This is a genomic window from uncultured Flavobacterium sp., assembly GCF_951805225.1.
Taxonomy (GTDB): domain Bacteria; phylum Bacteroidota; class Bacteroidia; order Flavobacteriales; family Flavobacteriaceae; genus Flavobacterium.
On the sequence record NZ_OX638201.1, the window covers coordinates 4,524,240 to 4,545,111 of the forward strand.

Genomic DNA, 20,872 nt, shown 5'->3' on the forward strand with positions numbered 1-20,872 from the left:
AAATTTAAACTGCTCTTATAAAAAACAAAAGCCCATTCTGTAAATAGAATGGGCTTTTGTTTTTTAATTAATGGTTAAGTTTCCTTAACCGATTAGTCATTACTCAACAAGTTTTTATCTTTAATTTACTATTTTATAAATTTTATCTGATAATCTTATTCTAAAAGGAACTTCAAAAGTAACTTTATCACCAATCTTTGCCGTTAAAGCTTCAATTTCGTTTACGATCATTTTTTCTAAAACCAATTCTTGATTACCAGTAGTTGGTCCGGAAATTAAGATTTTATCACCGGCATTCAAATCGTGGCTTTCAATAGTAAAAAGACCAACTTGTGCTTTTACATAATAATGTTCAGCTTTTCCAAGAAGTACTTTTTTTACTTTTATTTTTTGACGAATATCTGCTTGTTTTTCGGCTGTAGCCAAAGAATTATTCGGTAATTCACCTGAATGTTTGAATTTTAGATTTTCAGACTTTCCTTTTCTAAAAACCTTATTTCCAACTTGTTTTCCGGTTCTTAAACGAACTTGATCAACCAAAGGCATATGAATAATGTCAAGACATTCTGTAGAACAACAGTTTTCCATAGCAGCTTTACAATCATCACATTGAATAAACAACAAATGACAACCGTCGTTTTCGCAATTCGTGTGATTATCACAAGGTTTTCCGCATTGATGACATTGCGAAATAATATCTTCAGTAATTCTTTCGCCAAGACGATTATCAAATACGAAGTTTTTTCCAATGAATTTACTTTCTAAACCTTCAGCTTCAATTTGTTTGGCGTAATTAATGATTCCACCTTCTAATTGAAAAACATTTTTAAAACCCTGATGTTTAAAATAAGCACTCGCTTTTTCACAACGAATTCCACCTGTACAATACATTACAAGGTTTTTATCTTCTTTATGATTTTGAAGCTGATCGTTGATTATAGGCAAACTCTCTCTAAAAGTTTCTACATCCGGAGTAATTGCACCTTTAAAATGTCCAACTTCACTTTCGTAGTGATTTCTAAAATCTACCACAATAGTATTTGGATCATCAAGGATTTCATTGAATTCTTTGGCTTTCAAGTGAACGCCAATATCGGTAACATCAAAAGTTTCATCGTTTAAACCGTCAGCAACAATTTTATGACGAACTTTAATGGTTAATTTTAAAAAGGAATGATCATCATGTTCTACCGCTTCATTCAATCGTATACCTTTCATGAAATCATAAACTTCGAGAGTAGCTCTAAAAGCCTCCAAATTTTCTTCAGGAATACTCATTTGAGCATTAATTCCTTCATTGGCAACATAAATTCGGCCTAAAGCATCGAGCTTATTCCAGGCTAAAAATAAATCATCGCGAAATTTTTTGGGATCTTGAATTTTGGCATACGCATAGAAAGACAACGTTAGTCGTTGTTTACCGGCATCATCGATCATGATGGCTCTTTCTTCTGCGCTTAAAGTGTTGTACAGTTGCATGCTATAAACTAATTTAAGTTGAGAAATAATTATGTAATGAATTCTATTTTCCTAATGAATTCGGGCGCAAAGGTAAGCTTTTCTTTGCAATTTCAAAACCAACTAAACATCAAAAATTAAACAACATAAGACTTAATGGAAAATTTAAGAATTTCCGCTAACACCTCATTCAATAAAATAAACTTTTTTAGTCTAAAAAGCTCCGAAATTAAAAAACATTACTGTTTATCAGATAGTTACTAAAAATTTAGTATATTTATGTTAACAATTTTAACATTTATACTTATGAATGCTTTAAAACTACCAAAACCAATCTTCCCAATTCTCCTTTTTCTACTCTTTTTTATTTCTTGCAAAAAAGAACAACCGAAAGCGCCGCCGCCCATTCAGGCTCCTTTTGTCACAGTAAAAAGTGAAGATGTCCCAATTTATAAAGATTTTGCCGGACAAACTTTTGGCGAATTAGACATTGAATTAATTGCACGAGTAGACGGAATATTGACTGGAGTATATTTTAAAGAAGGTCAAAAAGTTAAAAAAGGTCAATTGCTTTATACAATTGATCCGTTAGAATATGAAACTAAAGTTGAACAAGCTCGCGGACAGGTTGCTGTTGCACAAAGTAGCTTGGTAAATGCTAACGAAGAATTAAAAAGAATTAGGCCACTTGCTGATATGAATGCCGTAAGTAAGCGAGAATTAGACGCCGCAGTTGCAAAAGACAAAGCCGCAAGATCTAATTATGCCAGTATGCAGGCAAGTTTAAAAAATCAGGAAATAGAAAGAGGTTATTGCAATATTAAATCTCCAATCGATGGCGTTATCGGACTTTCGAATGCCAGATTAGGAGACTACATTACCAAATTAGGTAATGCCTCGAGATTGAATATGGTTTCGAAGCTTGATAAAGTAAGAGTGCAATTTACAGTTAGTGAATCTGATTATCTTAAATACCAAAAAAGCACTAAACAAGGAGAGAAAATCACGGATCTTCAGCTAATATTATCAGACGGAAGTATTCATCCTGAAAAAGGAACTCTGAATTTTTCGGATACTAAAATAGATCCCACAACAGGAACAGTAACTATTGAAGCACAATTTCCAAATCCTGACGGAACTTTGCGTTCAGGGCAATTTGGAAAAGTTCGTGTTCTGATTCGCACAGCAAAAGATGCAATCGTAATTCCTCAAAAAGCAGTTACCGAAATTCAGGGACTATTTCAGGTTTCTATAATTGATGATAAAAACACTATTCAAACCCGAATGGTCGAAGTAGGTCAAAAAACTGGTGTTGACTGGATTATTACAAAAGGACTTAAGCCTAATGAAAGAGTAGCTATAATTGGTAATCAGTTTATTCAACCCGGATCAACTGTTGCCCCAGTTCCTTATGTAGCCGACAAAAAACAGATTGCATCATCTCAAAACGACTAAATTATGGATAATTTTTTTGTAAGAAGACCGATAGTCGCCATCGTGCTATCCATATTTATCGTTATTATTGGAGGGCTTTCAATCCTTGGAACTCCCATTGCACAATATCCCGAAATTGCACCGCCTTTGGTACAAGTTTCAACTAGTTATAGAGGTGCAAATGCCTTAAATGTAGAGCAAGCCGTTGCCACACCAATTGAACAAAAAGTAAACGGAGTTGAAAACATGCTCTACATGCAATCCACCAATACCGGAGATGGAAGTATGACTCTGAACATTACATTTGATATGGGAACTGATTTGGATATCGCAACAATGCTTACCCAAAACAGAGTAAATGAAGCCACCAACAAACTCCCAAACGATGTAAAAACAACGGGAGTTACGACCAAAAAGTCGCTTTCGATGCCTTTGCTTATTATATCATTATTCTCTCCCGAAAAAACATTCGACAATAACTTTTTAACCAATTACGCCAATATCAATATTGTAGATGCATTGGCGCGTATTAAAGGTGTTGGAGAAGTTACACTCTACGGAGGAAGTAGTTATGCAATGAGAATTTGGGTCAAGCCCGATATCATGTCCAAATACAATCTGACAGTTCCCGATATTATTCAGGCGATTAAAGAACAAAATGCGATTTCGCCAGGAGGAAAATTTGGAGCACCACCAGCAAAAGACAATAATGAATTTACCTATAATGTAACGCTAAAAGATCGTTTAGTAAATCCTGAAGATTTTGAAAATATCATTCTAAAATCAAACATCAACAATCAACAAGTTCGTTTAAAAGATGTTGGAACCGTGACTTTAGGAACTGAAAGTTATGCATCAGTCGCCAGACTAAACGGAAGTCCTGCAGGAACAATTGGAATTAAACAAATGCCAGGTTCTAATGCCTTAGAAGTTGCTGCCAATGTCAAAAAAACCATCGAACAATTAAGCAAACGTTTCCCGCAGGATTTAAAATATCGGGTTTCATTAGATACAACCCTCGCCATTTCTGAAGGAATAAACGAAATCATGCACACACTTGTAGAAGCGATTATATTGGTAATTATAGTAGTTTTTATCTTTTTGCAAAACTGGCGTGCAACGCTGATTCCGTTAGTAACCGTTCCTGTTTCCTTGGTTGGAGTTTTCATGCTTTTCCCACTATTAGGATTCTCAGTAAACGTACTTTCACTTTTAGGATTAGTACTCGCGATTGGTATTGTGGTCGATGATGCAATTGTCGTCGTCGAGGCCGTAATGCATCATATCGAACAAGGAATGTCTCCAAAAGACGCTACAAATCAGGCGATGAAAGAAGTTTCGGGTCCCGTAATTGCCATCGCAATTGTATTAACCGCCGTATTTATTCCCGTTGCGTTAACACCCGGAATTACTGGACGACTTTATCAGCAATTTGCCATTACGATTGCGATTTCGGTAATATTTTCCGCTTTAAGCGCCTTAACTTTAAGTCCCGCATTATGTTCTTTATTACTAAAACCCAATCAGGAAGCAAAAGGCTGGCTTGGAAAATTCTTTGCCGCTTTCAATCGAAAATTTTCATCCTTTACAGATAAATACACCGGATTTTCAGGTTTTCTAATCAAGAAAATGGCTCGAAGTTTTATTTTCATCGGAATACTGATTGGAGCCATTATTCTCTTGGGAGGAAAAATTCCGGGTGGATTCGTTCCCGAGGAAGATCAAGGATATATGTTTGTAAATATCGAATTACCCGGCGCTTCATCCTTAGAAAGAACCAATAAAGTGATTCAGAAAATTGAACATATTTTAGCTAAAAATGATGGTGTCGAATATTATACTTCTGTTGCCGGATTTAGTTTAATCAAAAACTCGGTTGCAACCAATAACGGATTCTTTTTCGTAGCCTTGAAAGAATGGAAAGAACGTAAACAAGACGTTTTTCAGATTCTAAAAGAAGTAAATGGAAAAGTAGTTTTTGGAATTCCCGAAGCAACCGTCTTTGCTTTTGGTCCACCGCCAATTACCGGAATTGGTAATGCCGCAGGATTCTCAATGATGCTTCAGGATAAGGAAGGAAATACACCTCAATATCTCTTTGAAAACTCACAACGTTTTATGGCTGAAGCTAAGAAACGACCGGAAATTGGAACAATCCGAACGACCTTTAATCCAAATGTACCACAAATTAGTCTTGATGTCGATCGCGAAAAAGTTACAGAACTTGGGCTTTCTCTTTCAGATGTCAATCTCGCTATTGGTGCCAGTTTAGGAGGTCAATATATTAATGAATTCAACAAATTTGGACGTCAATATATTGTATTACTTCAGGCAGATCCAAGTTTTACAGTAAATCCCGAAGACATAAATAAGATTTTTGTTCGAAGTAAAAGCAACAAAATGATTCCGATTTCGAGTATTGCGACCATTCGAAAAGAAAGCGGACCAGAATTTACGACCCGATTTAATTTGTATAGGGCCGCAGAAATTGGTGGAACGCCCGCGCCCGGATTTACTTCCGCGCAAGCGATGACTGCTTTAGAAGAAACCGCTCAAAAAACCTTGCCAGCAGCGATGAGTTATGAATGGGCGAATATGAGTTATCAGGAAAAACAAGCCGAAGGAAAAGGAAATACAGTATTCATCATGGCACTTGTTTTTGTATTCCTGATTTTGGCAGCACAATACGAAAGTTGGAAATTGCCATTTAGCGTACTTCTGGGAACTCCTTTTGCTGTTTTTGGCGCATTTTTAGGATTATACATCTGTCGCTTTTTTAGTCCGGATTATGTCAATAATGTCTTTGCACAAATTGGACTTGTTATGCTTATTGGACTCGCCGCCAAAAACGCCATTTTGATTGTCGAATTTGCCAAAGAAGAATATGAAAAAGGAATGCCGGTAAAAGAAGCAGCTTTATACGCAGCCAAACTTCGTTTCCGTCCAATTCTAATGACAGCATTTGCATTTATTTTGGGAGTTGTGCCTTTGTTAACCGCAACCGGAGCCGGAGCTCAAGCAAGAAAAGTAATGGGAATGACCGTTTTTAGCGGTATGCTCGTCGCCACCATTTTAGGAGTCTGTTTGATTCCGGTGTTATTTGTATTTATTGAAACTTTTGGAAAGAAACCTTCAAAAGAAATTGATGAACCTAAAAAGGAAGAGCCATGAAAAATCTAAAATTAATAGTAGCAGTACTTTTGATGGCCGTTTTTCCTTATGGATGTATGGTTGGACCAAAATACAAGCAACCCGAACAACCTAAACCGGAAACTTTTTTGCATGGTGATCATAGTACGGACACAACAAATACGGTGCGAACCATAAAATGGTCAACAATCTTTAATGATCCCGTTTTAATTGGATTAATCGAAAAAGGGCTTCAAAACAACTTCGATTTAAAGATCGCTATTTCACGATTAGAGCAAGCCAGAGCCAATCTGGGAGTTGCTAAAGCCGACTTATATCCTTCTTTTCAATATTCAGGACAAGTAAATAGTGCTGAAACGTTTGCAATGCCTAATTCTGCTTTTGCAAACATGTCATGGGAATTGGATTTTTGGGGAAAATACCGTCATCAGAACAAAGCCTTTCTAAATGATCTTTTGGCTTCTGATGAAGCTCGAAAAGTAGTACTTTCAGATATCGTAAGTAATATTGCGATTTCGTATTTTGAATTACGTGATTTTGACAATCAATTGGAAATCACGATTCATACTTTAGAAACAAGACAAAAAGCTTATGATATTATAAACGAACGTTTTAAAAGTGGTTATGTTGCTGAATTAGATAAAGTTCAAATCGAACAACAAGTTGCAATTGCCGAAGCTAATATTCCTGCTATTAAAAGACAAATTACAGCACTTGAAAATTCGATTTCAATTTTAATCGGACAAGTTCCGCAACCTATAGAAAGAGGAAAAACCAATAGCGAATTATTGATTCTCACTACTTTTCCAACTTCAATTCCATCTGCTTTGCTCGAAAACCGACCTGACGTAAAAGCCACTGAACTTTTGTACCGTTCTGCAAACGAAAGAATTGGTGTTGCACAAGCCATGCAATATCCATCTTTTAATATTGCGGCTTTGGCTGGTTTTACGAGTGTTATGGTTGCAGATTTATTTAACGATGCTTCGTATTTACAAAATGTTGGCGCAGGAGTTACAGGTCCAATTTTCAATTTCGGAAAAAACAAACGTCGTGTCGAAGTTAACCGTCAAATTGCCGAAGAACGCAAACTGAACTTTCAAAAAACTTATTTAATAGCTATTTCTGAAGTTGAAAATTCGCTTCAAAATGTAGCGATGTACAAAGAAGAATGGGCTGCAAGAAACAGACAAGTCATAGCTGCCCAAACAAATTATGATTTATCAAATGCCAGATATTACAATGGTTACGTTTCATATCTGGAAGTTCTGGATGCACAAAGATCACTATTTGAAGCACAACTTAGCCTTTCTCAATTGACACAAAAACAATTAACCTCAATGATCCAATTGTATAAAGCACTTGGCGGAGGATGGAATTAGTTTTTTTTTAAAGGTACTAAGGTTCTGAGTTGCTGAGGTACTAAGCTTTTAAAATCTATGAGCATAAAAAAAAGCATCAGCCTTGGCTGATGCTTTTTTTATTTAAATCTTTGTCCCTCTGTACCTTTGCTACTTTGAACCTAAAAACTTAGCGCCTTAGTAACTCAGAACCTTAGTCCCTTAAAAATTAGCAAAACTCATTAAACGCATCTTGCAAGTTCTCAGCGATTAATTCCGCTGGACGACCTTCGATGTGGTGACGTTCTAACATATGAACCAATTCTCCGTTTTTGAATAAAGCCATAGATGGCGAAGATGGAGGAAAAGGAAACATATGTTGTCTTGCAGCATCAACAGCTTCTTTGTCAACACCAGCAAAAACAGTAATTAAGTGATCTGGTTTTTTAGCTCCTTCTAAACTCATTTTTGCTCCCGGACGTGCATTTCTTGCAGCACAACCACAAACAGAGTTTACAACAACTAGAGTGGTACCTTCAGCTTTGATAGCATTCTCTACAGCGTCAGCACTATGTAAATCTTGAAAACCTGCAGCTGTCAATTCAGCTTGCATTGGTTTTACCATTTCTTCTGGATACATATTTCTTATTTTTAAATTTTACTTTTGAACTGCAAAGTTACAAAGTTTACTCGCAACTACTTAATTTCAAGTATAAAGTTTTGTTATAGTACGATAATAGATTATAAATCAAGCCAAATGTTATAAAATCCAGTCAAATATTCTCGCTTCACTACTAATTTAATAATGGATCTTTAATTATTAAAGTGCAAGTTTTACCCTTCTGTCAGGAAACTCATAATTATGTTGTTTCAAATAATTTTTTCTGCCTATTAATTTGTGCCTGGTTGCCGAAACCGTTGACTTACTTTGTTCCGGAATTTCGATAGTTGAAAGATAACTGCTCAAATATTTTTTAAGCATTTGAATATTCTCAACCTCAACAGAATAAATAGTTTTCTTTCCAACATTTTCTATAGCTACCAGATTTGCTTTTTTTAATTCTAACAAATGTTTCGATATCGTCGATTGAGCTAACGGAATTAATTCAACAATTTCCCCACAAGTTCTATTGTTTCTTTTCCATAAAAGCGTCATAATTTCAATTCGGGTTGGATGTCCAAGAGCTTTGCAAATTTTGCCTATTGCTTTTGTTTCTAAATCAAAATTTAAGTGTTTTGTAATTCCCATTAACTTGCCAATTTGTTCATTATCGTAAAAAAACGATTACAGTAAATCTGTGCGGCAAAATTAAATATCAAAGCAAGTTTTGAATGCCCCCAAAAGGCTCTTAAAGCAAAAGAATAAGACATTTTATTAGAATGAATCTTCATATTCTAAGGTATCCACTACTTTTTACGATATAAGAATTATTAAAATAGTAATTAAAACAAAGAGATAAATTGCACGCAGATTATACCGATTTAAACAGTTAAGCACAGATTTTTACTTTAAGTTACTATAAAACAAATCTGCTTAAATCTGTAAAATCTAAGTGAAAAGAAATTTTTTATTTAAAGATAACACGAAGTAGCGCCTTTATAAACGGAAATTTTGGGCATTTTAAAATCACCTGAAAATCCTGTGCTAAAGTAGTTTCTTCATCCAGAAACTTAAAAATCAAAGCCGGATTTCCTTTTCTAAATAAAGAAGAAAAAATAGCACTTCCCAATTCATTATGGCGATACAGAATATCCAAAAGCAATAAATCATAAAACCAAAATCGGCTTTTTTTATGGAAAGATGACATTTTAATTGATTCTGATGTCATCCTGAGCGGAGTCGAAGGAGCGCAAAGAAACTCGACCAATTCAGATGATTTTTTATCCGAATTTCTAAACGTAAAACCCGTACTTGCTTTTGTCCATCCGCCGGCAGTTCCAATATTTAAAACTCGTTTTGTGTTTTTTTTCCAAAAAGGATAAGATGTCATTGGAATACTTCCCTGCTCCTTTTCGATAATTTCAAAATTCTTTGTTCCGAGTTTCTTCAAATAAAGCTGAATCTCATTTTCGTATTCTTCTTTTGGAAGTAATTTTTCAGAAAACAAAGTATATTCAACCAAAGCTTCGGTTTTCGAAACAGGCAAAACATACATAAATCTTGTATTCCCTTTTTGTTCAACCGAAAAATCCATGAAAGTAGCTTGTTCCGGATTGAAGATTTCAGATTCGCTTTTTACAAACCAACCTATAAAATGCTGTTGCAAAACCGGATATTTCGTTTGATTTTCGGCGAAAGCCTTTGTATAAATACTATTGAATAACGAATCACAAGTATATCTGTTTTCTTCTGTGCCAACAAAAACATGCGTTTCGAGTTCGTTAATGTCCGTTACTTTTTCATTTAGAAAAGTAATATTTGAATGTTTCAAAAGCGCTTCAAAAACAAAATTATAAAAATCTAAACCCCGAATTTGATTGTATTGATAAGGCTTTAACGCCAAATCACGTTTAAAGTTTTCATCGGCAAATAAAGCCGAATCCCACTTTTTGAAAATAATAGAATCCCAAATTGTTTCTTCTTTTGCCCAAAAACACCAAGTTCTGTCATTTGTTTTTTTTAAATCCTGATCTAAAAGCAAAATAGATTTGTCTGAAAATTTTCCGGACAATGCCATTTTATAAACAGTCATCAAAGCAGATAAACCTGATCCGGTAAAAATGTAGTTGAAATGTTTTATTTGCGAGGAAGTCATCTTCAAAAATAAGAAATTTTATTCTTTCAATTTTTCTAAAAGAATTTTAAAATCCTTCGGACTTAAATAGTTGTTGTACTGCAGAATAATTTCTTTTTTCTCATTCAAAACACATAAAACCGGATAAACAATATGATTATTCATCGTTCCTAATTGCAAAGCCAGTTCATGAACGCCAACATTATTCCCCGAAGGTTGATATTTAAAAACCTGATTATTGAACAGAATATCTCGCTTTTCTTCGGCATTTAAATCAATGAAATAAAACTCGGAATTCAGTTTACCAATAATTTCCTGATTTTTAAAAGTGGTACTTTTCATTCTTTGGCAAAACTGACACCAATCTGTATGGATGAAAACGATTATTTTTCGCTTTTGAATTTGCTGCAAACTATCTACTTCCTCAAAACTTCTGCTTTTTAATTGACAGAATCCTGTTGAAGTTATACCGAAGAAGATTATAAATAGTATTAGCTTTTTCATTTGTTTTTTATTGCCCGCAGATTGTGCGGATTAAAAGGGTTTTCGCTGATTTTTATAACATTTTAGATTTTTAAATCTGTTGCAAAAAATAAGTCCAGCATACAAAAAACAAATCTGTGTAAACCCGTTTAATCCGCACAATCCGTGGATCATTAACTTTTATCTCAAAGTATATCTCAATCCAAAAAATCCGCGAATCGTTTGATTTTGTCCGTAAACATAAGTCGTGTCAAAAGTTAAACCATAAGGATTATCCACTGTGTCTACGATTTGACCTTGTGGAACTACTTTTCCATGAATACCCACAGCAGTTCCGTCTGAAGTTTGTACATTTTTATCAAAAGGATCATTTGTTCTTGAAATCAAAAATGGGTTATTCTGTTTTGGTGTGAAATTCAAAAGGTTTTTGATTCCGCCATAAAGCTCAAAATTCTTCCATCCATAATATGTAAACTGAATATTCTGAATACTATACCAAGGCGATTTCGGACTTCTTGGATCGTATTCGCTCAACAAAGGCAAGTTCATCGGGCTGTAAACATTTCCAGTATAATCTAATAATAAATTTAAGGAATCTAATTTATACGAAACGCTCCAAGTTGCAGTGAAATTCTCCGTTAAAAAAGGTCTTTCCGAAACTCCGTTTTCGACATTTTTATTATCCAAAACTGTCGCGCCCAAAATCATTTTTAATCCTGTTGGGAAATTTACATCAATATTCGTGCTGATTCCCTGACTTATTGCATATCCGTTTATGTTATCGTAGATGATTTTATTGGGATCCGTTGCATAATCTGAAATGATTTTATTGCTGAATCGCGTATAAAAAGCCGTGGTTTCAATTCCGATAAAAGTTCCGTTTCCAAAGTTTATTTTCTGAATATAATTAAGATTCGCATTAATCGATTGTTCAGGTTTCAGATCGCTTTTCAATACAACATCTCTCGAACCTGTTAAGGCTGCGTGATCTTCGGTAAATAAATTCACAACGCGAAATCCAGTTCCTGCGTTGAATCTAAAAATAGTATTTTCGTTTTTCTTCCATCGATATGCAACTCTTGGCGTATAAATCGAACCATGAATAGAGTTATAATCGTATCGCATTCCTAATAAAACCTGACTTTTAGGTGAAAGTGTAATTTCGTCCTGCACAAAAATTCCTGGCAACCAGGTACTCTCCGCTTCCTTTGTAGCAGTCGTATTATCGTCATAATACGAATAACGATTGGCTATTCCCGCAAGGAAATCATTTCGACCTATTTTCTTATCCCAAGTCAATTGTAAAAAACCAATCTTCTGATTTGCAATAAACGATGTTGTTCCGTAACGACTATCCTGATAATGCACATTTCCTGAGAACGAAAGCATCAGTTTTTCTTCGAAAGGCAATTGATAACTTCCAATCAATTCTCCTCTTTTTGTATAAATACTTTCACCATAAATTTCATCTCCGCCACGATATTTTTTCTCCCAACGCACATCTCCGCCCCAGCGATCTTCATACATTCCGCGGGCAGCGATCGTAAAAAGACGATTATCATTTCGCAAAAAACTCCATTTATTAAAAACCGAAATTCGCTGAGAAAGCGTAACATCCGTAAAATTGTCTTTGTCTTTATCAATAACCTGATTGTAATCAAAGTAATTGATTCCTAAAAGTGTTGTCGATTTTTTGGTTGGATTGAATTTCATTCCTAAATCAACATTCGTTTCCAGATAAGTTGTCGAAAAAATATCGGCAGAAAATAATGGAGCATTCGTTGGATTCTTAGTAATAATATTAATCAATCCGCCAACAGCTTCACTTCCGTATAAAGAAGACGCCGGACCTTTTACGATTTCAATTCGCTCAACCAAAGAATTCGGGATTCCTGATAAACCATAAACCGTCGAAAGACTGCTCACAATTGGCATTCCGTCTATTAAAACCAAAGTATACGGACCTTCCAAACCATTAATGTGAATATCTCCCGTATTGCAAACCCCGCAATTAAGTTGAGGACGAACACCATTAATATTTTGAAGCGCTTCGTAAATACTTGGAGTTGGATTTTTCTTGAAGAAAACCGGCGAATAAACCTCAACCGGAACAGCACTTTCTAATCTTTTTACAGGTTTTAAAGTTCCTGAAACTACAACTTCGTTAAGCTGATTTTCATTATCAGTTAATTCAAAATCATATGATAAAACCGAATCTTTCACAACTTCAATTTTCTTTTTTAAAGTCTGAAAACCCATTTGAGAAATCTGAATCGTATAATTTCCAACAGCAACATTTTCCAATTTATAATATCCTAAACTATCCGTAACCGTTTTGTGTTTTGTTCCAATTAAATGAACGTTTACAAGTTGCAATTTCTGCCCTTCACCAGATATAAAACCAGATACAGAAGTGGTTTCCTGCGCGGATAAAAATTGTAAACAAAACAAAAGCAATATCAAAAATAGTTTTTTCATTGTTATAAAATTAAATTTAGACAAATCTAAAAATTAAATTTGACAAATAATGATTTTAGATTTATAAATTTATAACTCAATTCACTTCAATATGTTATATTTCTTTTAAGCAAATTGAAATAAAACGAAAAAGGCTTTAGCAAATCTTATAAGTTTGGCTAAAGCCTTTTTGTTTTGTACCGTTAGGTAGTAAATATTGGTAGTTATTAGTTTGAAGTTCGTTAGCGTGCCGTAGGTACGCCACAAAACGATTGCTGTTGCGTACCTACGGCACGCATAAATTTATTCCAATTCATATTTCTACCGACATTTAGTACCTAAAGGCACATTTCAAGCTTTGATTTACCATAACTGTTTATAATCTCCCATGTAAAAAAGCTAAATAAATGACTCATCAATTAGTTCTTTATTAATTACCGCTCCGGCAAAAGATCCTGTAGAAACCGCAATTGCCACAGATCGCATTTGAGTTGTACAATCTCCGCTCGCATAGATTCCGGCAATATTTGTTTTTTGCATCGCATCGACTTTTAACAAACCTTGTTCAGTCAATTCGCAACCTAAACCTTCCGCTAAATGACAATGCTGTTCAAAAGGAGGTCTTGCATAAATGGCTTTTACTGTAATTTTTGATTGATTTTTGAAGACAACATTCTTAATATTTCCGTTTTCGTGCTCAAAAGAATCAATTTCATCTTCGATAATATCAATATTATGTTGTTGCAAAATCAATGTTTCTTCTGGAGATAAAGTTGATTTTCCGTTGGTTAATACGCTGAGATCTTTTGTCCAATTAGAAATCAGTTTGGCAAATTCAAATCCCATTTCGCCATTCGCAATAATTGCAGTTTTCTCTGTTTTAACTTCATAACCATGACAATACGGACAATGCAAAACTGAAATTCCCCAACATTCAGCAAAACCTGGAATTTCGGGAAGTAAATCTTTTACTCCGGTTGCGAACAATAGTTTTCGAGAAGTAAAGGATTTTCCCGATTCCGTTTTAATTTCAAATCCATTTTCGGTTTTAACGGCGCTTACGGCTAAACCATTATAAAACTGAACTGTATTATATAAGTCAACTTGCAATTTGGCTTTCGCCGAAATGACAGCGGGTTTTTCTCCGTCGTGTGTGATGAAGTTATGCGAATGTGGCGTTTGTCGATTACAAGGCAAACCACTGTCAATAACTAAAACTTGTCGCAGAGAACGACCTAAACTCATTGCTGCCGAAAGTCCACTATAACTTCCGCCCACGATTATAACATCGTATGTATTATTTTCTATCATAATTTTATCTTTTAATAGGTTTTTGGAATAGGAAATGGATCTTTGTTTGGGAAGAAACCGTCATGATAATCTACAATTTCATCTTCGGTACAAAGGCATTTCTTAAGTGCTTCAAGGATTTCCGTTTCGTTTATTTTCTGACCTATAAACACGATTTCATTAAGTCTGTCACCAAAATTAGAAGTCCATCGTTCTTCTATAACATCCTGAAACTCGACAAAACTGTTAAACGTCATTCGTTCACTTAATGGCATACTTGCCCACCAAACTCCCGCTCCTTCAGCTTTCATCGATCCGCCAGCCTGACTCCAATTAATGGCTTGTTCCGGTCGTGATGCCATCCACAATAATCCTTTGCTTCTAATGATGTTCGCCGGAAAATCTGAAGAAATAAAATTCCATAATCTATTGGGATGAAATGGTCTTGGATCACGAAATACAAAAGAATTTATTCCGTATTCTTCTGTTTCAGGCGTATGAATGCCTTCTAATTCTCTAATCCAACCTGCGGAATTTTCGGCTTCTTCATAATTAAACAAACCCGTATTTATAATTTCGTTTGGATTCACTTTTCCTAAAACCGAAGTAACTATTCTTGCAACAGGATTCAGTTTTTGAATAGAAGCTTTCAACATTTGCAATGATTCTGCGCTGATTAAATCTGTTTTATTCAAAATAATAACATTCGCAAACTCTACCTGATCGACCAAAAGATTGACTATAGTTCGATTGTCATTTTCAATATCCGATAAGTTTTGCTCCTGTAATGTTTTGGCTGAGCCAAAATCTTTAAAAAAATTATAACTATCGACAACGGTAACCATCGTATCGACATAACTAAATCGGGACAAATCAATGTTTCCGTCTTCATTCATAAACGAGAAAGTCTGCGCTACCGGAATGGGTTCGCTGATTCCGGAACTTTCGATAAGCAAATAATCAAACCTATTTTCCTTTGCGAGTTTCTCGACTTCAAACATTAAATCTTCGCGCAACGTACAGCAAATACAGCCATTCGTCATTTCAACTAATTTTTCTTCGGTTCGGGATAAAGTGTATTCGTTTTTTACGAGTTGCGCGTCGATATTTACCTCGCTCATGTCATTGACTATTACAGCGACTTTTAATCCTTCTTTGTTGTGCAAAATATGATTGAGCAGCGTTGTTTTGCCAGCACCAAGAAATCCGCTTAATACAGTTACAGGTAATTTTTTCATTGTTGTGAAGATTTATGATTTCTATAATTCAAAAAATGTCCAATGATCATTCCGATTCCGCCAATAAATATTAGATCAAGATGAATGTCCAGAAAAAGATCAGTCAAAACACTAATCCAAATCAAAGACATTGAAATGACAAGAATGCTCGATACCAAAAGATCTGATTTGGTTATAATTTTTAAAATGGCAAAAAGTCCAATCGTCGCAAAAACCAAATCGATAAAAGGATTGTGACTTAAGCCAAAAGGCAGAATTGTCAAAAGCGGAAAAATCAAACAATGAACTAAACAAACGGTCGCGCTCGAGATTCCTAAAATATCGTAAAGAGATGTGCTGGTTTTCTTCATTTTCTGTATATTTGCTTAATGCAATTTTGTTGCAAATATACATATAAAAATCAATTGCAACATTGTTGCGTTAATATTTTTAAATTCTAATAAAAATGAAAACAACACGTAATACCGCAGCAAAGACAGCCGTTTTGGAGATTTTTGGGAAATCTAAAACCGCACTGTCTCACACAGAAATTCAAAAAGAACTGAATGATTTATGCGATCGCGTCACTACTTATAGAATTCTGGATCGCTTAGTAAATGACGATATTGTGCATAAAATTGTCAATCTTGACGGAACGGTAAAGTATGCAAAATGCCATCATAATGCGCAACGTGTGCACATACATAACCACGCTCATTTCAGCTGTGAAAAATGTCAAGAGGTAACTTGCTTAGAAAATGTGAAGCCGAGTTATATCTTACCGCACAATTATAAGGTCAATGATATAAACTTTACGTTATCAGGAATATGCCCAAAATGTTTCAATTCTAACATTTAAGTTTTAGACAAGCCTAAAAATATTGTTGAGCGAATGTAATTTTTATATACATTTGTTAAAACAACATTTCTACAATGACCAAATCTTTAGAAGAAGTTCATCAATCGGTTGCAACACAGCACAAAAAAACAGGATTTAGAAAAATATTAGCCTTTTTAGGCCCGGCATATTTAGTAAGCGTAGGTTATATGGATCCCGGAAACTGGGCGACGGACATTGCCGGAGGTAGTCAGTTTGGGTATTCTTTGCTTTGGGTTTTGCTAATGAGCAACTTAATGGCTTTGTTACTTCAAAGTTTGAGCGCAAGACTTGGAATTGTGACGCAACGCGATTTAGCGCAGGCATCGAGAGAAACGTATTCGAAATTTATAAACTATATTTTATACTTCCTTGCCGAAATTGCCATTGCGGCTTGCGACTTGGCCGAAGTTTTGGGAATGGCAATCGGGATCAATCTACTTTTTGATATTCCGCTTATTGAAGGTGTTTTGATTACCGTTTTAGACACTTTCCTTCTACTCTTCCTGATCAATAAAGGTATACGAAAAATGGAAGCTTTTATTATAGTATTGGTCGCTATTATTGGGTTTTCTTTTATTTTCGAAATGATATTTGCCGAACCTGAATTGGACAAAGTTATTTATGGTTTGGTGCCTTCAATCCCAAGTTCAGCGGCTTTATACATCGCAATCGGAATTATTGGTGCGACCGTAATGCCTCACAATTTGTACCTACATTCTTCTTTAGTACAAACTCGTAAATTCGACAGAACTCCCGCTGGAATCAAACAAGCACTGAAATATAACTTTATAGATTCGACAATTGCTTTGAATCTGGCATTCTTTGTCAACGCTGCTATTTTGATTTTGGCTGCAGCCACATTTTATAAAAACGGAATGTTTGAAGTCGCCGAAATTCAGGATGCGCATAAATTTCTTGAACCTTTATTGGGAACCAAATGGGCGCCGGTTTTATTTGCCGTTGCTTTGATTGCCGCTGGACAAAGCTCAACTGTAACCGGAACTTTAGCCGGACAAATCGTAATGGAAGGTTATTTGAATTTAAGAATTCAGCCTTGGGTTCGTCGTATTATAACACGATTAATTGCAATTGTTCCAGCCGTTATTGTGATCTTAATTTATGGTGAAAGTGTTACTGGAAAGCTCTTGATTTTAAGTCAGGTAATTTTAAGTTTACAATTAGGTTTTGCGATTATTCCGTTGATTCATTTTGTGAGCGATAAAACCAAAATGAAAGGTTTTCATATTTCACGAACTACACAAATCGCAGCCTGGATAATTGCTTCGATCATCGTTTCTCTAAATGCGAAATTGGTTTATGACGAAATCTCTTCTTGGTTAGAAAACTCAAGTAATCCAACTATTCTTTGGTTTACCGTAGTTCCGCTTGCTTTTGGTTTTCTTGCTTTGTTGTTGTACATCATTGCTAAGCCTTTTATCGCAAAAGCAAAATCGAATATAGAGAACCATTCACCGCATCATCTCAAACTGCAATACACTCCCAAAGAAAGTTACAACAAGAAAAACATCGCGATTTCTGTAGACTTTTCTAAAGCCGATGAAGCTGCACTTAACAATGCCTTTGAACTGGGCGGAATCGACGCACAATATACCTTAATTCATATCGTAGAAACTGTTGGTGCATTAATGTATGGACAACATGTTGACGATCATGAAACGACGATCGACGAAAAATTATTATTAGAATATAAAGAGATGCTTTCGCAAAAAGGCTTCAATATCGAAACCGAACTTGGATTTGGAAAACCCAACACCGTGATTCCGAAGATTATCAACCTTGGAAACTTTGATATTTTAGTAATGGGAACTCACGGTCACACTGGTTTAAAAGATATTTTGTTTGGTACAACTGTAGATAAATTGAGACATAAAATTTCAATACCTTTGTTGATTGTTAAATAAAAGGGACTAAGGTTCTGAGTTGCTAAGTTACTGAGGTTTTTCCTTCGAGACTTTTAGCTTAGAACCTTAGCAACTCAGAACCTTAGAACCTCAAAAAAAATGACTTTCTCAGAAGAAAACTATCTTAAATCTATATATCACCTAACGGCTTCAAACGATGCTGAAGTAAGTACGAATGCTATTGCCGAAATGATGGAAACAAAAGCTTCATCTGTTACGGATATGCTTAAAAAGCTGTCAGAGAAAGATTTGGTGAATTATAAAAAATACCAAGGAGTTTCTTTGACGGAAAATGGTAAACTGGCTGCCAAAATGATTGTTAGAAAACATCGTTTATGGGAAGTTTTTCTTGTCGAAAAATTAAATTTCTCTTGGGATGAAGTTCACGATATCGCTGAACAGTTAGAACACATCAAATCTGAACAATTAATTAATCGTTTGGATGATTTTCTTGGAAATCCTACCGAAGATCCGCATGGCGATCCAATTCCGGATGCTAACGGAAGAATTGTTAAGATTGAAAAACACTTACTTTCTGAATTAATCGAAAATCAGATTGGTGTTTGTGTTGGTGTAAAAGATACTTCCTCAGAATTCCTGAAATATCTGGACAAACAAGAGATTGCTTTGGGTTCTAATATCGAGTTTTTGTCTAGAGAAAGCTTTGATTTATCTGTCAAAATTAAAGTTGATGGGCGTGAATTATCTATTTCGAATAAGATTGCTTCGAATTTGTTTGTGAAGCTTGTGTAATATATTTGACTATGGATTTCGATTTACTACTTTATATGATTTTTCAAATTCCACTGGTTTTTATTATCGTCAAACAAGATCAATTACATAAGCCTGATATTTTTCTAAAGTTCTTTTCTTTTGCATTAGTTTTATTTATAGGAGGAGCATTCTTCCTTTATGACAAAAATTCTTCTTTGCAAAAGTTAGCCTATTTCGGATCGCAAACATCCTTGATATTCTTGTTTCTTTATAAAATTATTCGGAATATTTATTATCCTATTTTCTTAAGAGAGCCCGAATTTTCAAAAACACCAATTCACAAAATTGATATAATTCCGACAGTAATTATTATTACTGGAACAATAACATTACCTTTTATAATTGACACTTTTCTTATTCAGAAACTGATAGCTACAATCTAAACAATTCCCTTCTCAATCATTTCTAACATTACTGGAGAAGCATGCTTGAAAGTTGGTTCTTGCTCGATAATACTTCCGGCGTTCTTTTTGTTTACTTTAAAAGTCACATCGTTATCTGTTGTGAACAAAAGCGCGGTCAAAAACGGGTTTTTAATATAAGTTCCTAAAACCAATAAAGCTTCATCTAAACTGTGAAGGCTTTCGATTTCTTCGGTTTTGTAACGCGTTGTTAATGCGATGGAATAGGTATTATCTTCGTTTATCGCCAAACGGAAATAGATGTTTTTAATCTCGGTATCACCCATGGTTTTCGCCAGAGTTAATTTGGCAAAAGTTCCGGCTTGAATGCTTTCTTTAACGCGTTCGCAAAAAAGAGCAAATATTGGTTCGTACATTTTTTTAAGGTTCTAAGGTTCTGAGACTCTAAGTTACTAAGCTTTTTAAGTACTTTGAGAATCTTGATGTTTTTTTACCGCAAAGTTCGCTAAGATTTACGCATAGGTTCGCAAAGCTTTGTCTTAATTTTTCTTTGTGTGTTTTGCGTAAATCTTTGCGGTTAGAGAATATTATTTTCCTGTAAATTCAGCTTTACGTTTTTCTAGAAATGCTGTTGTTCCTTCTTTAAAATCCTGAGTTCCGAAGCATTTTCCGAATGATTTTATCTCGGTATCAAAACCGTTTTTACCGTCTGTATAATTAGCATTAATTGCTTTTATAGCTTTACCAATAGCAAAAGGAGCATTTTTGATGATTTTTTGAGCGATTCCGTTTGCAAATTCAAGAAGTTCCGCTTGAGGAACAACATGATTTACAAGACCAAATTGTTTTGCTTCTTCGGCAGAAATCATCGCTGCTGTCATAATCATTTCCATTGCACGGCCTTTACCTACTAATTGCGGTAAACGCTGCGTTCCTCCATAACCCGGAATCAATCCTAAAGTTACTTCCGGCAATCCCATTTTGGCATTGTCTGATGCTACTCTAAAATGACAAGCCATCGCCAACTCTAATCCTCCGCCAAGTGCAAAACCATTTACGGCAGCAATTACAGGTTTCTTTAAATTTTCTATAAAATCAAATAAAGTCTCTTGTCCTTCTGCAGCTAATTGCGCACCTTCGACAATTGTATAATTGGCAAATTCTGAAATATCGGCTCCAGCCACAAATGCTTTCTCGCCACTTCCAGTAATTATAATTACACGAACATCATCATTTTTGCTTAATAATTTAACTGCTTTACTCAAGTCGCTAATCGTAGCTTTGTTTAAAGCATTTAGTTTTGTAGGACGATTAATTGTTACGGTTGCAATTTTTTCTTCAATCGAAATTAAAAGATTTTCGTAGTTCAT

Annotated in this window: 17 protein-coding genes; 6 read left to right on the forward strand and 11 right to left on the reverse strand. The window is 35.0% G+C overall.

The window, feature by feature from the left end; translation table 11 throughout:
• Nucleotides 1-120: 120 nt before the first annotated feature.
• Nucleotides 121-1,479: a rhodanese-related sulfurtransferase gene (locus WN975_RS18860; RefSeq protein ID WP_337967844.1), complete on the reverse strand. Its 1,359-nt coding sequence runs from the start codon at nt 1,477-1,479 to the stop codon at nt 121-123.
• A gap of 258 nt (nt 1,480-1,737) precedes the next feature.
• On the opposite strand from WN975_RS18860, the gene WN975_RS18865 reads away from it, so the two are divergent.
• Genes WN975_RS18865 through WN975_RS18875 form a run of 3 tightly spaced genes read left to right on the forward strand, consistent with a single transcriptional unit; the run spans nt 1,738 to nt 7,424 of the window.
• On the forward strand, nt 1,738-2,913 hold the full coding sequence (locus WN975_RS18865) for an efflux RND transporter periplasmic adaptor subunit (protein WP_337967845.1): 1,176 nt from the start codon (nt 1,738-1,740) through the stop codon (nt 2,911-2,913).
• Nucleotides 2,914-2,916: 3 nt separating this feature from the next.
• Entirely contained in the window at nt 2,917-6,063 is a 3,147-nt protein-coding gene (locus WN975_RS18870) for a multidrug efflux RND transporter permease subunit (protein ID WP_337967846.1), read from the forward strand.
• Nucleotides 6,060-7,424, forward strand: coding sequence for an efflux transporter outer membrane subunit (locus WN975_RS18875; RefSeq protein WP_337967847.1), 1,365 nt, complete (start codon nt 6,060-6,062; stop codon nt 7,422-7,424). The genes WN975_RS18870 and WN975_RS18875 overlap by 4 nt, the downstream gene beginning before the upstream one ends.
• A 187-nt stretch (nt 7,425-7,611) precedes the next feature.
• On the opposite strand, the gene WN975_RS18880 is transcribed toward WN975_RS18875, so the two are convergent.
• The 8 genes from WN975_RS18880 to WN975_RS18915 all read right to left on the reverse strand — a co-directional run bounded on the left by WN975_RS18880 (nt 7,612) and on the right by WN975_RS18915 (nt 15,935).
• A complete protein-coding gene (locus WN975_RS18880; RefSeq protein WP_121328158.1) occupies nt 7,612-8,022 on the reverse strand; it encodes a BrxA/BrxB family bacilliredoxin in 411 nt (136 codons plus the stop codon).
• Nucleotides 8,023-8,202: 180 nt separating this feature from the next.
• Nucleotides 8,203-8,631 (reverse strand): metalloregulator ArsR/SmtB family transcription factor, encoded by a 429-nt coding sequence (locus WN975_RS18885; protein WP_337967848.1) that lies wholly within the window; start codon nt 8,629-8,631, stop codon nt 8,203-8,205.
• Nucleotides 8,632-8,950: 319 nt separating this feature from the next.
• Nucleotides 8,951-10,138 (reverse strand): lycopene cyclase family protein, encoded by a 1,188-nt coding sequence (locus WN975_RS18890; RefSeq protein WP_337969004.1) that lies wholly within the window; start codon nt 10,136-10,138, stop codon nt 8,951-8,953.
• A gap of 18 nt (nt 10,139-10,156) precedes the next feature.
• Nucleotides 10,157-10,621, reverse strand: a complete 465-nt coding sequence (locus tag WN975_RS18895) for a thioredoxin fold domain-containing protein (protein WP_337967849.1) — start codon at nt 10,619-10,621, stop codon at nt 10,157-10,159.
• A gap of 159 nt (nt 10,622-10,780) precedes the next feature.
• Nucleotides 10,781-13,078: a TonB-dependent receptor gene (locus tag WN975_RS18900; protein ID WP_337967850.1), complete on the reverse strand. Its 2,298-nt coding sequence runs from the start codon at nt 13,076-13,078 to the stop codon at nt 10,781-10,783.
• Between the two features lie 378 nt (nt 13,079-13,456).
• Entirely contained in the window at nt 13,457-14,368 is a 912-nt protein-coding gene (locus tag WN975_RS18905) for an NAD(P)/FAD-dependent oxidoreductase (protein ID WP_337967851.1), read from the reverse strand.
• An 11-nt stretch (nt 14,369-14,379) separates the two neighbouring features.
• Nucleotides 14,380-15,585 (reverse strand): GTP-binding protein, encoded by a 1,206-nt coding sequence (locus WN975_RS18910; protein ID WP_337967852.1) that lies wholly within the window; start codon nt 15,583-15,585, stop codon nt 14,380-14,382.
• Nucleotides 15,582-15,935, reverse strand: coding sequence for a MerC family mercury resistance protein (locus WN975_RS18915; protein ID WP_337967853.1), 354 nt, complete (start codon nt 15,933-15,935; stop codon nt 15,582-15,584). The genes WN975_RS18910 and WN975_RS18915 overlap by 4 nt, the downstream gene beginning before the upstream one ends.
• 95 nt (nt 15,936-16,030) lie before the next feature.
• Between WN975_RS18915 and WN975_RS18920 the strand changes: the two genes are divergently transcribed.
• From WN975_RS18920 to WN975_RS18930, 3 genes are all read left to right on the forward strand, one after another.
• Nucleotides 16,031-16,423 (forward strand): transcriptional repressor, encoded by a 393-nt coding sequence (locus WN975_RS18920; RefSeq protein WP_121328141.1) that lies wholly within the window; start codon nt 16,031-16,033, stop codon nt 16,421-16,423.
• Nucleotides 16,424-16,497: 74 nt separating this feature from the next.
• Complete coding sequence (locus WN975_RS18925) at nt 16,498-18,366, forward strand: Nramp family divalent metal transporter (protein ID WP_337967854.1); 1,869 nt, start codon at nt 16,498-16,500, stop codon at nt 18,364-18,366.
• 99 nt (nt 18,367-18,465) lie between these two features.
• Entirely contained in the window at nt 18,466-19,119 is a 654-nt protein-coding gene (locus WN975_RS18930; RefSeq protein WP_337967855.1) for a metal-dependent transcriptional regulator, read from the forward strand.
• 400 nt (nt 19,120-19,519) lie between these two features.
• Here the strand turns inward: WN975_RS18930 and WN975_RS18935 are convergent, their stop codons facing one another.
• Nucleotides 19,520-19,918: a hypothetical protein gene (locus tag WN975_RS18935; RefSeq protein ID WP_337967856.1), complete on the reverse strand. Its 399-nt coding sequence runs from the start codon at nt 19,916-19,918 to the stop codon at nt 19,520-19,522.
• A gap of 171 nt (nt 19,919-20,089) precedes the next feature.
• Entirely contained in the window at nt 20,090-20,872 is a 783-nt protein-coding gene (locus WN975_RS18940; RefSeq protein ID WP_337967857.1) for an enoyl-CoA hydratase-related protein, read from the reverse strand.

Coding starts and splice junctions, on each gene's coding strand:
- WN975_RS18910 (WP_337967852.1), bottom strand. CDS start 15,585: ATGAAAAAATTACCTGTAACTGTATTAAGCGGATTTCTTGGTGCTGGC.
- WN975_RS18865 (WP_337967845.1), top strand. CDS start 1,738: ATGTTAACAATTTTAACATTTATACTTATGAATGCTTTAAAACTACCA.
- WN975_RS18895 (WP_337967849.1), bottom strand. CDS start 10,621: ATGAAAAAGCTAATACTATTTATAATCTTCTTCGGTATAACTTCAACA.
- WN975_RS18900 (WP_337967850.1), bottom strand. CDS start 13,078: ATGAAAAAACTATTTTTGATATTGCTTTTGTTTTGTTTACAATTTTTA.
- WN975_RS18935 (WP_337967856.1), bottom strand. CDS start 19,918: ATGTACGAACCAATATTTGCTCTTTTTTGCGAACGCGTTAAAGAAAGC.
- WN975_RS18925 (WP_337967854.1), top strand. CDS start 16,498: ATGACCAAATCTTTAGAAGAAGTTCATCAATCGGTTGCAACACAGCAC.
- WN975_RS18875 (WP_337967847.1), top strand. CDS start 6,060: ATGAAAAATCTAAAATTAATAGTAGCAGTACTTTTGATGGCCGTTTTT.
- WN975_RS18870 (WP_337967846.1), top strand. CDS start 2,917: ATGGATAATTTTTTTGTAAGAAGACCGATAGTCGCCATCGTGCTATCC.
- WN975_RS18905 (WP_337967851.1), bottom strand. CDS start 14,368: ATGATAGAAAATAATACATACGATGTTATAATCGTGGGCGGAAGTTAT.
- WN975_RS18915 (WP_337967853.1), bottom strand. CDS start 15,935: ATGAAGAAAACCAGCACATCTCTTTACGATATTTTAGGAATCTCGAGC.
- WN975_RS18940 (WP_337967857.1), bottom strand. CDS start 20,872: ATGAACTACGAAAATCTTTTAATTTCGATTGAAGAAAAAATTGCAACC.
- WN975_RS18880 (WP_121328158.1), bottom strand. CDS start 8,022: ATGTATCCAGAAGAAATGGTAAAACCAATGCAAGCTGAATTGACAGCT.
- WN975_RS18930 (WP_337967855.1), top strand. CDS start 18,466: ATGACTTTCTCAGAAGAAAACTATCTTAAATCTATATATCACCTAACG.
- WN975_RS18920 (WP_121328141.1), top strand. CDS start 16,031: ATGAAAACAACACGTAATACCGCAGCAAAGACAGCCGTTTTGGAGATT.
- WN975_RS18885 (WP_337967848.1), bottom strand. CDS start 8,631: ATGGGAATTACAAAACACTTAAATTTTGATTTAGAAACAAAAGCAATA.
- WN975_RS18890 (WP_337969004.1), bottom strand. CDS start 10,138: ATGACTTCCTCGCAAATAAAACATTTCAACTACATTTTTACCGGATCA.
- WN975_RS18860 (WP_337967844.1), bottom strand. CDS start 1,479: ATGCAACTGTACAACACTTTAAGCGCAGAAGAAAGAGCCATCATGATC.